Annotated in this window: 13 protein-coding genes and 2 pseudogenes; 7 read left to right on the top strand and 8 right to left on the bottom strand. The window is 53.0% G+C overall.

Annotated elements, in window-relative coordinates; translation table 11 throughout:
• Nucleotides 1–129: 129 nt before the first annotated feature.
• Nucleotides 130–1,035: a glutamate biosynthesis transcriptional regulator GltC gene (gltC, locus tag HGBM_RS09905; RefSeq protein WP_019120948.1), complete on the bottom strand. Its 906-nt coding sequence runs from the start codon at nt 1,033–1,035 to the stop codon at nt 130–132.
• Between the two features lie 188 nt (nt 1,036–1,223).
• Between gltC and HGBM_RS09900 the strand changes: the two genes are divergently transcribed.
• Nucleotides 1,224–2,507: a Glu/Leu/Phe/Val family dehydrogenase gene (locus tag HGBM_RS09900; protein WP_019120947.1), complete on the top strand. Its 1,284-nt coding sequence runs from the start codon at nt 1,224–1,226 to the stop codon at nt 2,505–2,507.
• Between the two features lie 323 nt (nt 2,508–2,830).
• Here HGBM_RS09900 and HGBM_RS09890 read toward each other — a convergent pair whose 3' ends face one another.
• The 5 genes and pseudogenes from HGBM_RS09890 to HGBM_RS27150 all read right to left on the bottom strand — a co-directional run bounded on the left by HGBM_RS09890 (nt 2,831) and on the right by HGBM_RS27150 (nt 9,409).
• Complete coding sequence (locus HGBM_RS09890; protein ID WP_019120945.1) at nt 2,831–4,708, bottom strand: ABC transporter ATP-binding protein; 1,878 nt, start codon at nt 4,706–4,708, stop codon at nt 2,831–2,833.
• Nucleotides 4,705–6,432, bottom strand: a complete 1,728-nt coding sequence (locus tag HGBM_RS09885; RefSeq protein ID WP_019120944.1) for an ABC transporter ATP-binding protein — start codon at nt 6,430–6,432, stop codon at nt 4,705–4,707. Before HGBM_RS09885 ends, HGBM_RS09890 begins: the two co-directional genes overlap by 4 nt.
• A complete protein-coding gene (locus tag HGBM_RS09880) occupies nt 6,429–6,914 on the bottom strand; it encodes a MarR family winged helix-turn-helix transcriptional regulator (RefSeq protein ID WP_019120943.1) in 486 nt (161 codons plus the stop codon). Before HGBM_RS09880 ends, HGBM_RS09885 begins: the two co-directional genes overlap by 4 nt.
• A 167-nt stretch (nt 6,915–7,081) precedes the next feature.
• Nucleotides 7,082–8,440: an MATE family efflux transporter gene (locus tag HGBM_RS09875; RefSeq protein ID WP_019120942.1), complete on the bottom strand. Its 1,359-nt coding sequence runs from the start codon at nt 8,438–8,440 to the stop codon at nt 7,082–7,084.
• A 79-nt stretch (nt 8,441–8,519) separates the two neighbouring features.
• Nucleotides 8,520–9,409 (bottom strand): annotated as a pseudogene (locus HGBM_RS27150) (DMT family transporter).
• A gap of 312 nt (nt 9,410–9,721) precedes the next feature.
• Between HGBM_RS27150 and helD the strand changes: the two are divergent.
• Nucleotides 9,722–12,067, top strand: coding sequence for an RNA polymerase recycling motor HelD (gene helD, locus HGBM_RS09865; protein WP_019120939.1), 2,346 nt, complete (start codon nt 9,722–9,724; stop codon nt 12,065–12,067).
• A gap of 31 nt (nt 12,068–12,098) precedes the next feature.
• Here helD and HGBM_RS32070 read toward each other — a convergent pair whose 3' ends face one another.
• Both HGBM_RS32070 and HGBM_RS32065 read right to left on the bottom strand, forming a co-directional pair.
• A complete protein-coding gene (locus HGBM_RS32070) occupies nt 12,099–12,395 on the bottom strand; it encodes a DUF1254 domain-containing protein (protein ID WP_019120938.1) in 297 nt (98 codons plus the stop codon).
• 83 nt (nt 12,396–12,478) lie between these two features.
• A pseudogene (locus HGBM_RS32065) lies at nt 12,479–12,580 on the bottom strand (hypothetical protein); the annotation flags it as partial.
• A gap of 318 nt (nt 12,581–12,898) precedes the next feature.
• Here HGBM_RS32065 and HGBM_RS09855 point away from each other — a divergent pair.
• The 5 genes from HGBM_RS09855 (at nt 12,899) to vanT (ending at nt 18,914) form a co-directional block, all read left to right on the top strand.
• The gene (locus HGBM_RS09855; protein ID WP_019120937.1) at nt 12,899–13,588 is read left to right on the top strand and encodes a response regulator transcription factor; all 690 of its coding nucleotides are present in this window, start codon (nt 12,899–12,901) and stop codon (nt 13,586–13,588) included.
• Complete coding sequence (locus tag HGBM_RS09850; RefSeq protein ID WP_019120936.1) at nt 13,581–14,684, top strand: sensor histidine kinase; 1,104 nt, start codon at nt 13,581–13,583, stop codon at nt 14,682–14,684. The genes HGBM_RS09855 and HGBM_RS09850 overlap by 8 nt, the downstream gene beginning before the upstream one ends.
• Before the next feature lie 189 nt (nt 14,685–14,873).
• Complete coding sequence (gene vanG, locus HGBM_RS09845; protein ID WP_019120935.1) at nt 14,874–15,944, top strand: D-alanine--D-serine ligase VanG; 1,071 nt, start codon at nt 14,874–14,876, stop codon at nt 15,942–15,944.
• The gene (locus HGBM_RS09840) at nt 15,932–16,780 is read left to right on the top strand and encodes a D-alanyl-D-alanine carboxypeptidase family protein (protein WP_019120934.1); all 849 of its coding nucleotides are present in this window, start codon (nt 15,932–15,934) and stop codon (nt 16,778–16,780) included. Before vanG ends, HGBM_RS09840 begins: the two co-directional genes overlap by 13 nt.
• Nucleotides 16,770–18,914: a serine racemase VanT catalytic subunit gene (vanT, locus tag HGBM_RS09835; RefSeq protein WP_019120933.1), complete on the top strand. Its 2,145-nt coding sequence runs from the start codon at nt 16,770–16,772 to the stop codon at nt 18,912–18,914. Before HGBM_RS09840 ends, vanT begins: the two co-directional genes overlap by 11 nt.
• Nucleotides 18,915–18,931 lie beyond the last annotated feature (17 nt).

Raw genomic sequence — 18,931 nt, 5'->3', positions numbered from 1 at the left:
CGGGGCGCTGTTAGCCGGCCACTTATGCCAATAGGGCAAAATTAATCAATTCCTATGACTAAGTGGACATGCTTGCTTCGCGAACGGGCTTTGCCTGCCACCGTGGCAGGTTTTTTGGCTTTATCCCGGTCAGCTTTCAAATCCGCTCAATACAGCGAAAAACTCTCTGAGGAATTCGTAGAACAGCTTCTCTGTGGGCGGCAGTTCGCGGTCGCTGGGGATGATAACGCCGACCGTGCGGGTGACGGCGGGCTCGGTCACAGGGATCTTTACGGTTGTTCGCGGTATGCTGTCGTACAAGGTGATTTCGGGAAGCAGCGTTATGCCAAGCCCGGCCGCGACCAACCCCTTGATCGCATCGATGTCATCTCCTTCAAAGGATACCTTGGGTTGGAATCCGAGCTGGCGGCAAGCGTTGACCACGATCTCCCGAAGAATGAACCCTTCCGGAAACAGTACGAATGAATCTTCCCGCAGCTGGCTCAACTGTAAGGTGGACTGGCCTGCCAGCGGATGACTGGTCGGCAGCAGCGCAACAATGTTTTCCAAAAAGAGGGTTTCCCCTTTGATTTGCTTCTCCTGTTTTGGCACCGGCCCGAGCAGCGCCAGGTCGATTCCCCCTTTGATCACCGAGTCGATCAGACTGCGGTAGGATCCTTGGCAGAGTTGAAACTTCACGTTGGGGTACTTCTCGCGAAAAGCCGAAATAACCGTCGGCAGTGTATACGCTGCCAAGCTGCTGGGAAAGCCGACGCGAATCGTTCCTCGCTGCGGGTCAAGAAATTCCTCGATTTCCAGCTTCGCCTTTTCGATGACCTGCATCGCTTGTTTCATATGCTCCAGAAAGACTTTCCCGACCGGTGTCAGCCTGACATTGCGCCCTTCGCGAATGAACAGCGTCACGCCCAGTTCAGCCTCCAGATTAAAAATCTGCCGACTCACAGCCGATTGTGCTACATGCAGAACATGTGAGGCCTCTGTCACATGCTCCCGTTCCGCTACTTCAATGAAGTACTGAATTTGCCTCAATTCCATCTTTTTCACCCCTTCTTTATTCATCTCATACCGGCATCATTGTTATCTAAATTCTATATTGTTTCGATCAATTCTGGAACCGTAAAATACAGGTATGGTTACATCTATGAATGTGAAAAAAAGTACAACCTACCATCCGTTCGCAGATATATTTGATCGAAAAAAATCATAGAAGGCGGGAGAGAACAATGGCGACTGTGCAAGAACTGCAAGCAAGCGATGTTGAAACCCTAAATCCTTATGAAATTGTTCAGACACAAATTGAGAATGCGGCCGCAATCCTTGGGCTGAAACGCGATATAGTGGAAATTCTGAAAAAGCCGAAGCGGGTGCTTTGCGTCTCTTTTCCGGTAAAAATGGATGACGGCAGCGTTCGGGTATTCGAAGGCTTCCGGTCCCAGCACAACGACGCGATCGGACCGACCAAAGGCGGCATCCGCTTCCATCCTGACGTGACGCTCGACGAAGTCAAGGCGCTGTCCATGTGGATGACCTTCAAATGCGGTGTCGTAAGTCTGCCGTACGGCGGCGGAAAGGGCGGCGTCATTTGCGACCCCCATACCTTGAGCAAGGGTGAAATCGAACGGATCAGCCGCGGTTTCATGGAAGCGATCGCAGACATCGTCGGACCGGATAAAGACATCCCTGCACCGGACGTGTATACCAATCCGCAAATCATGGGTTGGATGATGGATACCTTCAGCCGGATCAAGGGTTCCTTCAACCCTGGTGTCATCACCGGCAAGCCGCTTATCGTCGGCGGATCAAAAGGGCGCAATGAAGCGACAGCGCGCGGATGCGTATTTACGATCATGGAAGCGATTAAAGATGCCGGCAAGAGCCTGCAAAATGCAACCGTAGCGATTCAGGGATTCGGAAACGCCGGACGGATCGCCGCTGATCTGCTGGCCGCAGAGGGCTGCAAGATTGTAGCGGTGAGTGATTCCACGGGCGGTCTGTACAATCCCGAGGGATTGGATCTGGATACGGTGAAAAAGCTGAAGGACACTACCGGAATCCTGAGCTACGACTCCCGTCATCACCTGCAGCGTCCTGAAGAAATTCTCGAGTTGGATGTAGATATCCTGATTCCGGCCGCGCTTGAAAATGTCATCACACGGAAAAACGCTCACAAGGTCAAAGCCCGGATCGTAGCGGAAGCGGCCAACGGCCCAACTACTCCGGAAGCGGATAAAATCCTGCACCAAAACGGCGTACTCGTCATCCCGGACATTCTAGCCAATGCCGGCGGCGTTACCGTATCCTACTTCGAATGGGTACAAAACCTGATGAACTACTACTGGAGCGAAGCGGAAGTGAATCAAAAGCTGCGCGATGTCATGGTGCAGTCTTACTGGGCAGTGCGCTCGCTCGCGCAAGAGTACAAGTGCGATTTCCGCACAGCCGCTTACATGATCTCCTTAAAGCGTCTCGCCGAGGCGATGAAAGCCCGCGGTTGGGTAAATGAATAACAAACGGAGACGAAGCAGTCCGGCCTATCTCAGCCGGACTGCTTCTTTGCTTATTAAGACTAGGACATCTTCACATACGCTCCGTCAACGTAAGCTGTTTTTCCTTCAAAGGAAATTTTCATCCGGCCTTTGGGCGTGATTCGTTCTTTTCTTATCATGCAATTTCCCGTTTTCTACACATATGTATGCATTCTGACAGCCCCTGTTATTAGACTACTAGATGACTGGGGATTAGACAATCAGGTTTTGTCAATGAAAACCGGCGCAAACAAAAAATGCTTCACCCCTCGCAGGAGTGAAGCACTTTCGTTTGAGCGCCGGGATTACACGACCTCTTTTTTGCGGTTTTTCCCGGTAAACTGGCTGTTGTAGAGGTCGGCATAAAAGCCGCCGGCCGCAAGCAGCTCTGTATGGCTGCCCTTCTCGATAATGCTGCCGTTTTTCATCACCAGAATCAAATCGGCGTCGCGAATCGTCGACAGCCTGTGGGCAATCACGAAGCTGGTTCTGCCTTTCATCAGTTCGTTCATCGCTTTTTGAATATGCACTTCGGTCCTGGTATCGACGCTGCTCGTCGCTTCATCGAGAATCAGGATGGCCGGGTCGGCCAGGATCGCGCGGGCGATCGTCAAAAGCTGCTTTTGTCCCTGCGAAATGTTGGACGCTTCTTCGTTTAATACCGTGTCGTACCCTTCGGGGAGCGTACGGATAAAGTGATCCGCGTGTGCCGCTTTTGCCGCCTGCACGATTTCCTCTTCCGTTGCGCCCTCACGGCCATAGGCGATATTATCCCGGATCGTGCCGTTAAACAGCCACGTGTCCTGCAGCACCATGCCGAACAAGCTGCGCAAATTGCCGCGCTTCAGTTCGGTGATGTCAACGCCGTCAATGGTAATTTTGCCGTCGTTGATTTCGTAGAACCGCATCAACAGGTTGATCAACGTCGTTTTCCCCGCTCCGGTCGGGCCGACAATGGCGACAGTCTGTCCGGGCTTGACGTCGATATTCATGTTCTCGATCAGCAGGGCGTCTTCCTTGTAACCGAACTTGACGTCCTGGAACCGTACAGAGCCTTGCGGAGACTGCAGTTCTACGGGGTCGGACGCATCCGGCAGCTCCTCTTGCTCGTCGAGGAGTTCAAAGACCCGCTCCGCCGAAGCGATCGTAGACTGAATGACGTTGGCGATATTCGCCAACTGTGTGATCGGCTGGGAAAACTGTCTGGCGTATTGGATGAACGCCTGAATATCCCCGATTTCGATCGCTCTTTTTGTCACCAATAGACCTCCGACGACGCTGACCAGCACATAGCCGATGTTGCTGATAAAACTCATCAGCGGCATGATGATGCCGGAGATAAACTGCGCCTTCCAGCCCGATTGGTAGAGCCTCTCGTTAATCTCGTTGAATCTCTCAAGCGATTTCGTTTCGTGACCGAATGCCTTTACAACCTTGTGGCCCGTGTACATTTCCTCCACATGTCCGTTCAGTTCGCCAAGAGCTTTTTGCTGCCCGACAAAATAGCTTTGCGAGCGGGAGGCAATCGCTTTGGTAATCGCCAGACTCAGCGGCAAGGTCAGAAATACGATCAACGTCATCAGCGGGCTGATCGTAAGCATCATCACGATGACACCAGCCAGGGTGACGACAGAAGTGATCAGCTGGGTGAGACTTTGCTGCAAGGTACTGCTGATGTTATCCAGGTCGTTCACGGCGCGGCTGAGAATTTCCCCGTTCGGACGCGAATCAAAAAATTTCAGCGGCAGCCGGGACAGCTTGTCATTCACCTGTTTGCGCAGATCGTAAACCGTTTTCTGGGCGACGCCGGCCATCACGAATTGCTGAATGTAGCCAAACAACGCGCTGGCCAGGTAGAGGCCGCCCAAAACCAACAGAATTTGCGTGATGTAGTGGAAATCGATCGCGGCACCCGGTACGCCCTCCCATTTCAGCTTAACGCCTTCGAACAGCTTCGTCGTAGCCTTCCCCATGATTTTCGGGCTGGCGATACTGAACACGGTGCTGAGCACAGCCGCCAGGAAAACGACCGTCAACTGGACCCTGCGGGGCTTCAGATAGCCCATCAGCCTTTTTAACGTGCCTTTGAAATCCTTCGCTTTTTGCACCGGCATGCCGATCGCAGGCCCCCTGCCGTGGCCCATTCCGCGGCCAAATCTCATCTCTCTGCGTTCCCCATTCATGCGATTTCCTCCTCTGACAGCTGCGAGGACACGATTTCCCGATAAACGTTGCAGGTATCCATCAGTTCCCGATGAGTGCCGATGCCGGCAATTTTCCCCTCGTCCAGGACGATGATCCGGTCGGCGTCCATCACCGTGCTCACTCTTTGGGCGACGATCATCACCGTGGAATCTCCCGTTTCCTCCTTGAGTGCTGCCCGCAGCTTTGCGTCTGTCTTAAAGTCAAGCGCCGAGAAGCTGTCGTCAAAAACGTAGATTTCCGGTCTTCGCACCAAAGCCCGGGCGATGGAGAGCCGCTGCTTTTGCCCGCCGGAGACGTTCATGCCGCCTTGGGCAATCACCGAATCGAAGCCGTCTTTCATCTCCGAGATGAACTCGGTCGCCTGTGCTATTTCAGCGGCATGCCGGATCTCCGCGTCTGTCGCGTCTTCCTTGCCGTAGCGGATGTTTTCTGCGATCGTTCCGGTAAACAGGACGGCTTTTTGCGGAACGAATCCGATGCGCTCCCGCAAACTCGCCTGGGACATCTTCCGCACATCGACGCCGTCAACCAGGACGCAGCCGCTGTCAACGTCGTAGAAACGCGGAATCAGACTGATCAGCGTTGTTTTTCCTGAACCGGTGCCGCCGATGATCGCGGTGACTTCGCCCGGTCTGGCCTGGAACGAGATGTTGGAGAGCGCCGGCTTTTCAGCGCCGGGATAGCTGAAGGTCACATCGCGAAATTCAACGTACCCTCTCTTGCTGTTTGTCTCCTGCAGCTGCTCCCCGTCCTTGATGTCGGGATCCATCTCCAGCACCTCGTTAATTCTGACTGCAGAAGCCGCGGCGCGGGGAATCATGACAAAAATCATCGTCACCATCAACAGGGAAAACATGATCTGCATGGCGTATTGGATAAACGCCATCAAGGCCCCGACCTGCATATGTCCGTGATCGATGCGGATGCCGCCGAACCAAATAATCGCAATGGTCGAAAGATTGAGCACCAGCATCATGGTCGGCATGAGCGAAGCCATCAGCCTGTTCACTTTTACCGAAGTATTGGCAAGATCGAGGTTTGCCTCGTCAAAGCGCTGTTTTTCGCGGTCAATGCGGTTAAATGACCGGATGACGCGAATACCGGTCAGGTTTTCCCGGAGGACGAGATTTAATTTGTCCAGTTTGACCTGTATCGCTTTAAACAGCGGCATTCCCTTGGTGGCAAAGAACGCAATTACAGCGATCAGGACGGGGATGACGACGACCAGAACCAGTGACAGCTTGGCATCCTTGGACACCGCCATGATGATCCCGCCAATGCACATCAACGGAGCCATCACCATCATCCGCAGCATCATGTTCAAGACCTGCTGGACTTGCGTGATGTCATTCGTTGTCCTGGTGATCAGCGAAGCCGTGCCAATCTTGTCAAACTCCTGCAGCGAGAAGTTTGTGACGTGGGAGAAGACCATCGAGCGAAGTCTTTGGCCGAAACCTGCGGAGACTCTGGATGACAGGAAGCTCGCAGTGACGGAGCAAAGCACTCCTCCGGCGGCAACCAACAGCATGAAACTGCCAATTTTCAGGATGTACGGAGTGTCCCCATTGACGATCCCGACATCGACGATATCTGCCATCAAGGTTGGCAGGAACAGATCTGACAGCGTCTGCAAAAAGATGAGCAGCAGAACCGCAATCACCAGCCAGCGGTACGGCTTGATAAAGCGAAACAACTTGATCATGCTTCATCACCCTTGCTTTGTGACTGCTCCAAACGCTTCTTTCTTTCATCGAAGTACTGGAACACCTGGTCGAGCAGATCGGCAAGCTGTTTGCTTTGTTCTTCTCCCAGGTACTCGACCAAGCCGTTGAAGGAATCGGAAAACTCCTTGAACGCCTGTTCCGTCACCTTTTTTCCGGCATCCGTAAGCGTAATCCGCACGACCCGCCGGTCTTCCTTGTCGATGCTGCGCTCAACCAGGCCGTTCGCTTCAAGCCCTTTGATCAACTGTGTAACCGTCGGTGAGGTAACATTCAGCATACTGCTGATTTTCGATACCATCACTCCTCGGGAATCGTGCTTTAGCTCTCTTCTGATACAGATCAACACCATCATTTCGCTAGGCACATGGCCTGCAACAAAACGCTTGCGCCAATCGGCCCGCCTCAATCTCCGAAATGCCTGCATCAACCTCTGTGCCGTTGGATGACCGTTGAATTCCATATGTTCACCTCAAATATATGTTGGTTTGCAAATAGTTTGTTATATAATTTATTTGGCTACCTAATTATATGGGTGTGTAAAATTCTTGTCAATCGCATTCTGCCTGCGTCCCTTTGGAAAATAAACCAAAAAGAAGGAGCCGACGAATCCGGCTCCCTTCCAAGTCTTTAAGGTTCGTCGGCCCTGATCTTTTTCCGCTGCAAGGCCAGCAATCGGCCGAACAAAAAGACTGCTCCCGCGGCAAGTCCGGTAATTAATCCGATCCAATAGCCAAACGCAGCGAATGAAGTGTAATTCGCCATCAGATAACCGAGCGGCAGCCCGATCACCCAATAGGAAATAAGCGCAACGACGAAAGTGACGGTGACCTCCTTGTAACCCCGCAGAATTCCCTGGATCGGCGCCGCGACTGCGTCCGACAAAAGAAACAGAATCGAATACATCAGGAAATGCTGAGTCAGGCGAAGCACTGCCTCATCGGTGGTGTACAAACCCGCCACCTGTTCATTGAACAACAACAGGCCAACGGCAAACAGCGCCGCCATCACCAATGCGATACTAATCCCCAAGTAGCTGTACTGCCGGGCATCTTTGAATCTTTTGGCCCCGGCTTCAAACCCGACGAGAATCGTCAATGCCATCGAGATGCTCATCGGAACCATGTAAATAAACGAGGCGAAATTCATCGCAGCCTGGTGAGCGGCAATCGTAATCGTATTGAACTGACTCATGAAAAGCGTGACGGCAGCGAAGATGCTTACTTCAAAAAAAATGGAGAAGCCAAGCGGCACTCCAATCCTCAGCAGTTCCTTCCAGGCTGCCATGGAAATGCGGTAAACCTTCGTTAATATTCCATACTCGGAAAAAGCCTGCACCCGGTGAACGACGTACAAACTGATCAATGTGATGCACCAATACGTGATCGCTGTCGCATATCCTGCCCCGACTCCCCCCAGGCGCGGCATGCCGAAGTGGCCGAAAATGAGCACGTAATTGAGCAAGACGTTGATCGGCAAGGAAACCAGCGTAATCAACATGGTGATCCGCGTCCAGCCCAGCGCGTCAATGAAGCAGCGAACGACGGTGTAGACGAACAGCGGAACGATTCCGAACGCCAGAGCGATCAGGTAGCGCCAGGCAATGTCATGAACCTCTGGTTCCAACTCCATCATGTTTAAAAGCGGACCAAGCGCAACCGCACCTATGAGGACGACCGCGATGGCAATCGCGACAGCCAGGTACATCGCCTGCACAACGGTAAACGGCACTTGCTCTTTGCGCATCGCGCCGATCATTTGCGCCACGATCGGAGTCACAGCCATCAATATCCCGGTCAATCCCGCCTGCACCGGACTCCAGATGCTCGATCCGATGGCTACCCCCGCCAGATCGATCGGACTGGCGTGGCCTGACATAATCGTATCGAAAAAGATCATTGCAAACAGCGCCAATTGCGATATGAGAATCGGCAGCAAAACGATCAGCAGCTGGCGCGTTTTCTCCCAAACCGTGAATGTCTGATTCATTTTTATCTATTCCATCCTCAATGTTTTTTCCATATTCTTGATTTTAACATCATTCGAATGAACATCAACCAAATGATTTTTACTGCCTTCCCATCCCGATCTCTTTCTTTCCCCTGCTGCCGCTAAGCAATTCTTCGAAAGCGCCTGAGCCGAGCACGACGCCCATCAGGATCAAGAAGAAGCCGACGATATGTACGCCCGCTATTTTTTCGCCCAAAAACAAGACTGCGCCGACTAATGCGAAAAAGGTATTTAAATTGATAAAAACAGCGGATTTCGCTGCACCAACCTTGCCGATCGCGTAATTGTAGACCATGTGTCCCAGAGCGGTAGCGACAATAGCCGATGCAAAAAACACCGCCCACACGCCGGCAGAGCCGGTTGCCATGCTGGCCAGTCCTGCCGGTTCGATGAACAGGCTGAGAGCGAACAGCACAACCGAGCCGATCAGCAGCATATACCCCGTCATCAGCCGCGGATCCAGCGTATCCGATACCTTCTTGATGATGACAAAACTTGCCGCTTGAAAGACAATCGCCATGAATACATCTGCATCTCCCAGTGAGACTCCGCTTAAGCCGCCATTTCCCCCCAATACGATGAAGGAAACACCCGCGATCCCCAAGATGACCCCGATCATTCGCGTCACTGTCACCTTGCTGCCCAAAAAGAGGATAGCCAAGACTGTAGTCAACAGCGGACCCAAGCCCAAAATCAGCCCCCCGTTGGTTGCTGACGTTTTGGACAGGCCGATCGATAAGAAATAATGATGTCCGACGACGTTAAACATCGCTCCAAAGAGAACATACCAAAACTCCCGCTTCGTCAGAGCGCGTACCTGCTTGCAGCAAAGCATGATGAGCAGCACACTGATTCCCGCCGTAAAATGCGGAGGGCTGTCATGGTAACCGGCAGAAAATGGGCTACCAGCACCTTCGTCATGATGACATTAAAACCCCAGGCAATCATGACGCAAAATAAGGCGAAATAAATATGATACTTCTTCAAGCGTCCCCACTTCTTTCCATCATGCTGGACTTTTTATCTTTTTTCCCACTTTCTCTCTGTCAATCATACAAAAAAAAGACGTCATACACGTCTCTTTGGATATCTGCCAAAAAGTCTTGAACCAGACTTATCTCTTATGTTAGAATGGAAAAACGGCTTACACTCAAAACGTAAAAATCAACATTATTTCCCTACGATAATCTTACCACAAAGGATCCATCTTGTCAAACCTTTCAGTGAAGATAAATCATCCCAACGAAAAGGAGCGATTCCATGAGTACAGTCGAACAGGATTGGCAAGCGGAACAACAGCGGATCGAGCGGGTCACCCGCCTTATCGACCAGCGAATCTCCGGTTTGGAGCAGGATGTCGGCGGGTTAAAAACGGATATCGTCAAAATCCGCAAAAACTTTTGGGAGGACGTAACCGTCAACTTTGACGACGCCCATGAGGCAGCCGAAACCTACGCTAGCATTAAGCAGCATGCGGAATTGCTGGCAGAGCGGGAACGCAGTCACCTTCACTCCCAGAAGCAGTTGAACACGCTCGTCCGGCTCAGACAATCCCCCTACTTCGGAAGAATCGACTTTAAAGAGGAGGACGAAAAGGAGTCCGAACGCATATACCTGGGGATCACCTCCCTGCTCGATGAGGATGACGAACACTTCCTCGTCTACGACTGGCGGGCTCCGGTGGCCAGCATGTACTATGACTATCCGCCGGGACCTGCCCGATACGAGACCCCTGGCGGCACGATTGTCGGCACGATGGAGTTGAAGCGGCAGCTGATCATTCGCGAGGGGCGCATCCGCAGCATGTTTGACACGGGCGTCACGATCGGAGACGAACTGCTTCAAGCGGTGCTGGGGCAGCAATCCAGCACACAGATGAAAAGCATCGTGGCGACGATCCAGATGGAGCAAAACCGGATCATCCGCAATGAGCGAAGCCCGCTCTTGATCGTGCAGGGCGCAGCGGGCAGCGGCAAGACATCAGCGGCCCTGCAGCGCGTTGCCTATCTGCTGTACCGCTACCGGAAAACATTGCAGGCCAACCAAATCGTGCTGTTTTCGCCAAATGAGATGTTTAACAGTTACGTTTCTACCGTTCTCCCCGAACTGGGTGAAGAAAACATGCAGCAGACGACCTTCCAGGAATACCTGGAGCGGCGTCTGGGAAGAACCTTCCGGGTAGAAGATCCGTTCGGCCAGTTGGAGTATGTCCACACCGCAATGGATGAGCCAGGTTATGCCGCCCGCCTTGAGGGAATCCCCTTTAAATCCTCAACCGGCTTCTTGGGGATCATCGAGCAGTACATCCAACTTCTTGGACAGGAAGGCATGCGTTTTTGCAACCTGGAATTCAGGGGCAAGACGCTCATCTCGGCAGAAAGTTTGTCCGAACAGTTCTACTCACTGGATCGTTCCCTGCCGATTCCCAACCGGATGAACCTGCTTGCCAAGTGGCTGCTCGCCCAACTGGAGACCCGAGCGCGGGCAGAGCGGAAAAAGCGCTGGGTAGAGGAAGAGATCGAACTGCTCGATCAAGACGATTATCGGGAAGTGGAGCAGGAGCTGCGGAAGCGAAAACGGATGCGCGGAAATACCTTCGACGACTATGCCATGGAACAGAAGCTGCTCGCCTCCCTCGTCGTGAACCGCCATTTCGACCCGTTGCGTGCGTCGGTAAAACGTCTGCAGTTCATCGACATGCCGGCCATTTATCGTCAGCTGTTTGCGGATCCAAGGCTCAGTTTTTCTTTGGACAGCAAATATCAGCCCCCTGGCAGATGGGCGGAAATCTGCGATTGGACCGTTGAACGGTTAGACCGCGGCGAGATCGCCTATGAAGATGCCGTCCCCTACCTGTATCTGAAAGAGCGGATCGAGGGCTTTCGCTCCAACAATGCGATCCGGCACGTCTTTGTTGACGAAGCCCAGGACTACTCTCCCTTCCAGTTCGCCCTTTTGCGAAGGCTCTTTCCGAACAGTAAAATGACGGTGCTCGGCGATTTGAATCAAGCGATCTACGCCCACGCTGCCGGCACCGACTTTTCACAGCTAGCCCAAATATTGGGTTCTGAGCATGCAGAGAGTATCGTCCTGACCCGCAGTTACCGCTCGACCCGGCCGATCGTTGAGTTTACCCGCGGGCTGATCCCCGGCGGCGACGCCATCGAGCCGTTTAATCGCGAAGGCAAGAAACCGACTGTGACTCGAGCCAAGGACGCCCTCGACCTCGCTGATAAGGTAAAAGATTGCATCCGTTCTTTGCACGGGAACCGGACGATTGCCGTGATCTGCAAAACGGCCCGGGAGTGCCGGGAAGCCTATCAGGCACTGCAAGGCGAAGAGCCGCTTCACCTGGTGGAAAAAGAGACGGGTTCCTTTCAGGCAGGCACGCTGGTCATCCCCTCCTACCTGGCGAAAGGCATCGAGTTTGATGCAGTGATCATCTACAACGCGTCCCAGTCCCGGTACGGCAAGGAACAGGACCGGAAGCTGTTCTACACGGCCTGCACCCGGGCCATGCATGAATTGCATCTCTATTATACCGATGAGATCAGCTGCTTTCTCCGCGACCTTTCACCGGAAACGTACGTCAGCCAGGGTCGTTGAACCTGCACCCTGGCTGTTTTTTACCCGTTTATCACCCGGATATCCGCTTGACAGGCGGAAGCTTGTACCCTTTTTCCAGCATCCTGGGTTTGGGTTCGAACATCCTCAGGACCAGGTTAAAATCCCCTGGCGGCGAGGGAAGCCAGTTGGATTCCTTGCCCTTCACCTCCACCCGCCCTATCAGCCAAACGGTGTTGGTCGGAGCCTGGATTTTTTCTTCCGCTGCCTTCCCCTTCCAGGTCGGGCCGACGATCGCGTACTGACCCGGCTTGCCCCCTGTCGATCGACTGGAGACGTTTCGAAACGTATTCGTATAGGCGTCAAGCATTTGAACCGTATAGTACCGGCCGCTTTATTCTCCGGAACACGAAGAATCACCGGACCGGAAGCGAGGTCGAGCCATGCGGAAACATACAAGGTATTGCTGTTGGGAGCGACGATCTCTTTAAAGTCTGGACCGGCTAAGGACTCCGAGTAAAAAAACTGATGGATCGGTGCTCTGGTCCTGACCATCTGCTGTTTGGTTTCTTCCATTACGACCAGCGGGTGTTTTCCAGGTCCTTGTCCAGCCCGGGGGCAGCCGCCGAGCGGCGAAAAAAGCGCCGTAAGCGCTGCAATCAATGGCATGATGACCTGATTCTTTCGCTGCATTCGTTAACCCCTTTCGCCATGCAAATTTGCCCTGATATTTACTGGGTTATGTTTCCTCGCGAATAACAGATTATTCGCAACTTCTCCCCGGAGCTTTATACGGCTGTCAGCATGCGATATGCTATGATGATAGTTGTGCAGGCAAAACAAGTCGTACAGTAAAGAACAGGGTGATGGACGATGCGCAACATTCTCGTTGTCGATGACGACAGGGAAATCGCCCAATTGATTTCCTTGTATTTGACCAATGAAGGCTTTCACGTTCTCCATGCGCATAACGGGCGGGCGGCACTGGAGCTGTTGGAAGCGGAAGCGGTGGATCTGCTCATACTCGATGTGATGATGCCGGAGGTGGACGGGATCGAAGTGTGCCGCAAAGTGCGGGAAACCAAGACCCTGCCCATTTTGATGCTGAGCGCCAAAACAGAGGATATGGACAAGATTCTCGGTTTGATGACGGGCGCCGATGATTACATGATCAAACCGTTCAACCCGCTGGAGCTGATCGCCCGGGTCAAATCGCTGCTGCGCCGCAGCTTTTTGTACAACCACGATGCCAACGGGCAGACAGATGAGATATTAAAGATTCACGATGTGGCGATCAACCGGACCGCTCATTCAGTTACGGTGAACGATTCACCTGTTGTGCTGACGTCAAGGGAATTCGACATCCTTTACCTGCTGGCCAGCAACCCGGGAAGAGTCTTTGCCGCAGAGGAAATCTTCCAGCGGGTCTGGAAGGAGAAATACTACGCCTCCAACAATACCGTCATGGTCCATATCAGCAATCTGCGCGACAAACTGGAGAAACAGCTCGGATACAAACTGATTCAAACCATTTGGGGAGTAGGGTACAAAATAGATGCGTAGTCCGTTGTCAGGAATCCGCTGGAAAATCATCGCTTTGTTTTTCTTAAGCATGGTGCTGTCCATGTTTACGGTCGTTGTGCTCTATGTTTTCGCGATCTTTACAGTAACCAGGCACATTCAGCCTTTCAGTTCCCTTCTCCAGCTCCTGGATGCCTGGGTTGGCGCACCGGTCGTATTTGCCTTGACCGGGATTGTGTTTTTCGTCTTTTACGTCGTCTTGTTAAGCCGCGGTACCGTCAAGTACCTGGTGGAGATAACAAGAGGCGTTCAGCAGCTGTCACACGGCAACTTCGACCTGCAGATTCCGGTTAAGTCCAATGACGAATTGGGCAATCTGGCGGAGAACATCAACTGGATGGCCCGCCGGCTGCAATCATCCATCGCCGAAGAGCGCCTCGCCGTCCAAGCCAAAAATGAATTGATCACCAATGTGTCCCACGATCTGCGCACGCCACTCACTTCCATGATTGGCTACCTGCGGCTGATCGAGGAGGACCGTTACCGGGACGAAGTGGAGCTGCGCTACTACGTAAACATCGCCTATGAAAAGACCCGCCGCTTGTACCGGCTGGTAGAAGACTTGTTTGAATATACCAGGGTAAGCTACGGACAGGTGCGTCTGGAGCTTTCCCCGATCAATCTGGTCGAACTGCTTGGGCAGCTGGCCGCGGAATATTCGCTGCAGCTGCGCGACAGTCAGATGGAGATTCAGTTGGCTTTCTGCGAGGAGAAGGTCATGATTACGGCTGACGGGGACAAGCTGATGCGCGTCTTTGAGAACCTGATTGCCAATGCGATTAAGTACGGCCGGGAGGGAAAAAGAGTGGAGATTGCGGTATCGCGCGAGAACGACATGGTCGTCATCGATGTCGTCAATTACGGCGATCCCATACCCGCGACTGATCTGCCGCATCTTTTCGAGCGATTCTATCGGGTGGAGAAATCCCGTTCAGAAGAAACAGGCGGTACGGGATTAGGGTTGGCCATCGCCAAAAGCATGATCGAATTGCACCAAGGGTCGATCACAGTCTCCAGCAGCACAGCCAAAACGGTCTTTCGGGTAAAGCTTCCCGTCAACCTTTCGGAAGTCCCCTGAATATCGAATCCGCAGAGAACTCGGCGAAAGCCGGGTTTTTCATTTTTTAGGGATCCTTAAGAAATTCTTTAACTTTCCTTTCAAAAAATTTATAGACGAGTCTGTAAAGTAGGGAACAGATTGAGTCATCGCAAAGCGAGGGCGCGAGCAAAGCTGCGATGGCAGGAATGGATACAGGAGGCTTACCTTATGGACAAGAAAAATATTGCCGTATTGTTTGGCGGCTGTTCCAACGAATACGAGATATCATTAAGCTCTGCCGCCGCGGTTCTCGATCATCTGGATCGAGATCAGTACAACATCATTATGGTAGGAATTACCCGTGACGGGCTGTGGCTCAGGTACAGCGGCAGCGTAGATGACATACGAAATGATGTCTGGCATGCGCATCCCAGCTGCTCGCCCGCCTTTATCTCGCCATCCCGGGAGATGAGAGGGCTCGTCGAATTGGCAGACAGTGAGTTTCACCTGACAAAAATCGATGTGGTATTCCCGGTCCTGCACGGCAAGAACGGTGAAGACGGAACCATCCAGGGACTTCTGGAGCTCTCGGGCATTCCGTTTGTCGGCTGTGACACGCTCTCCTCTGCGATCTGCATGGACAAGGAGATTGCCCATACCCTGGTGCGGGCAGCCGGAATTGCAACACCCGAATCATTCGCTTTGGCCAATGGCGAAAAAATCGAAAAAGCAGTGGCTGCCGCGGGCAGGATCGGATATCCGCTTTACATCAAACCTGCCAGGTCGGGTTCTTCATTCGGGATTACAAAGGCGTACAACGAGCAGGAGCTGATCAACGGTGTGAAGCTGGCGCGCATGCATGACCACAAGGTCGTCATTGAACAAAACATCGACGGCTTTGAAGTAGGATGCGCGATTTTGGGCAACGCCGAGCCGATCATCGGCGAAGTGGATGAAATCGAAATCGCCAGCGAGTTTTTTGACACCAAAGAAAAATACTCACTCGAAACGGCGGCCATTCATCTGCCCGCCAGAATAGCAGCCGTGACAGCGGCCAAGGTAAAGGAAACGGCGCTGCTCATCTATAAAACGCTGGGCTGCAAAGGGCTTGCCAGAGTAGACATGTTCCTCACCCGCGATGGACAGCTTGTGTTTAACGAGGTAAACACGATGCCCGGCTTCACATCCAAAAGCAGATACCCGAATATGCTGCGTTCGATCAACCTTTCCTACCAGGAGATACTTGACCGATTGATACAGCTTGCCGCAGAGGAGGATGAGATCGCATGGGGCAGATAAGAGACCTCTTTATCCCCCGCAGACCGCCTGCCGCCAAGTACGATCAGATTAGGCTGGACCGGACAAAGATTCACGAAGGCCATTTGATTTTGGTAAACCGCCAACATCCCGTAAAACAAAGCGGAACAGGACCAAACCTGCTGCCGGTAAGCGCCGTGCAAGCTGTTCAACTGCCAGGTGCGGAAATCTCCCTCGAGAAGACATGCCTGGAGCGTCTGGGCGCATTGCTGCATGCGTGCCGTGCCAGGGACCGCATCGTGATCGTCAGCGGTTATCGTTCGAAAAAAGAACAGGAAGAGCTCTACGAAACCTCTTTGCAGGAAAACGGCGCCGTTTTTACGGCAAGCTATGTGGCGCGTCCCGGCGAAAGCGAGCACCAGACCGGCCTCGCCGTTGACGTCGGAGAAAATGCCGGGGACGTGGATTTTATCTGCCCGTCGTTCCCCGACTACGGCGTCTGCCAAACCTTCAAACAGCTTGCGGCCGAGTACGGCTTTATCCAACGGTATAAGGCAGACAAGGAGCACATCACCCACATCGCTTGCGAGCCGTGGCATTTTCGCTACGTCGGCTATCCGCACTCGGCCATCATCGAGCAGCGCGGCTTTTCCCTGGAGGAATACACCGAATTTTTAAAACAGTACACCTTTGATCGCGGTCATCTGTTTATGGAAACGGACCGCTCGCTCATTGAAATCTACTACGTCCCGGCTGAGCAGGGTACGACAGCGGTCCCGGTCAATCCCGCTGCCAGGAACAACCTGTCCGGAAACAACCAGAACGGCTTCGTGGTCACAGCATTCCACCCAAAAGGCAGTGAAGATCGTGGCCGCTAAGCACAACTACATCGGACTGGACCGCTTTAAAATCATTGCAGCTTTGCTGGTCATCGCCGTTCATACGGGTCCCTTGACATCCTACAGCGAATATGCAGATTTTCTTTTGACCGGCATTTTGGCGCGCCTGGCCGTGCCGTTTTTCTTTTTCGTTTCCGGCTTTTTCTTCTTTCAAAAGCTGACGGGAGAGCACGGGCAGGACAGGAAGGCGCTGCGCCGCTTTGCCTCCAGGATAGGGTGGCTCTACCTGTTTTCCATCGCGCTATACCTTCCGTTGAATTGGTATGCCGGGCATTTCGCAGATGCAAGCCTGTCCTCCCTGTTCAAAGATCTTGTCTTTAACGGCACTTTCTATCATCTTTGGTATCTCCCGGCGTTGATTCTGGGAATGTACATCACCTATTTCCTCTATGGAAGGATGCCATCGGCGCTCCTGCTTGCCGTGACCGGGTTCTTGTATCTCATCGGTCTATTAGGCGACAGTTACTTTGGCCTAGCGGAACAAAACGCGCTCCTGCATTCCGTCTATACCAGTATGTTTACTCTGTTTGATTACACGAGAAACGGACTGTTTTTCGCTCCCGTCTTTCTTGCATTGGGTGCGTGGACGGCAAGAGCGTCTGAGCAAAAAATACCCGCAGGCGTCAGCGCCATCTGCTTTGCGCTGTCACTGGGCATGATGTTCATCGAAGGGATGATGCTGCACGCGCTTCACCTCCCGCGGCACGACAGCATGTACGTTTTTCTCATTCCCGCCGTCTACTTTCTCTGCCAACTGCTGCTCTTGCCGCAGGGAGAGGGAAGCCGCGGCCGATACCTCAGACAGGTAAGCACCTGGATCTACCTCTTGCATCCCTGGTCGATCGTGCTCGTGCGGGCAGCGGGCAGGGCGACCGGTCTGACAGATGTCCTGGTGGCGGACAGTCTGATTCATTATGTCGCCGTGACTGTCTTGTCGATCGTGCTGTCTGTCGCTGTTGTTCGCTTGACCCGTTTTCGTAAAAAAAAAGATGGCAAGTACAGGGCTTGGGCCGAGGTGAATCTGAGCAATCTGGAACACAATCTAGCCCAGCTGCAAGGCGTTCTACGTCCAGGCTGCGGGATCATGGCGGTCCTCAAGGCCGATGCATACGGGCACGGAAGCGTCCAAGTGGCCAGACGCCTCAACAAAGCCGGTGTAAGGCACTTTGCCGTGGCAGAGGTCGCTGAAGGGATTGCCCTGCGCAAGCACGGGATAAAAGGGGAAATCCTGGTCCTGGGGTATACAGCAGAGAGCCGGTTTGGCGACCTGACACGCTATAAGCTTACGCAAACGGTGATTTGCGCCGATTATGCAGAGGCCTTGCAAAAGTACGGCAAACAAATAAAAGCCCACGTGAAAATAGACACCGGAATGGGCAGACTCGGGGAAAATCACGAGAACTTCGCGCGCATCTGCTCGATGTACCGCCACAAAAATGTACAGGTGACGGGTACCTTTACCCATCTGTCTGCATCAGACAGCCTGGAATTGGCGGATGTCGCATATACGCACCGGCAAATCGAACGCTTCAACGAGGTGATCGATCGCCTGAGGGTCGAAGGAATTCACCCCGGTGTGCTGCATGTCCAAAGCAGCTATGGGATTTTGCATTATCCCGATATGGAGTACGAACTGGCGCGTCCGGGAATTGCGCTGTACGGACTGCTTGGCAATGAAGCCGATACGGATCGCGTGAAGAGGCAGGTTGACTTGCGTCCGGTCCTCTCCCTCAAAGCGAGGGTGGCGCACGTCAGGGACATCAAGGCCAAAGACCCTGTTGGCTATTCGCGCCGTTTTCTCGCAAAGGCGGACAGCAGGATCGCAACGGTTTCTATTGGATATGCTGACGGCATCCCCAGAGATTTATCGGAAACAGGCGGATATGTGCTGATCCGTGGCCAAAGGGCGCCAATCGCCGGCAATATCTGCATGGATCAATTGATGGTGGATGTGACGCATATCGAGGGAGTCCGGGCGGGCGATACGGTGACACTGATCGGACAAGACGGAGAGGAGACGATTACGGCAGCGCAGATTGCAGGGCAAAACGGCACCATTGCGAATGAAATCCTGAGCCGGATCGGAAACCGGGTGGTACGAGTATATCAGTAACGTAGAACCTGTTTTTT

The organism is Brevibacillus massiliensis (assembly GCF_000311785.1).
GTDB lineage: Bacteria > Bacillota > Bacilli > Brevibacillales > Brevibacillaceae > Brevibacillus_C > Brevibacillus_C massiliensis.
Note: the sequence above shows the minus strand (reverse complement) of the source record. Positions and strands in the feature narration are given on the sequence as shown.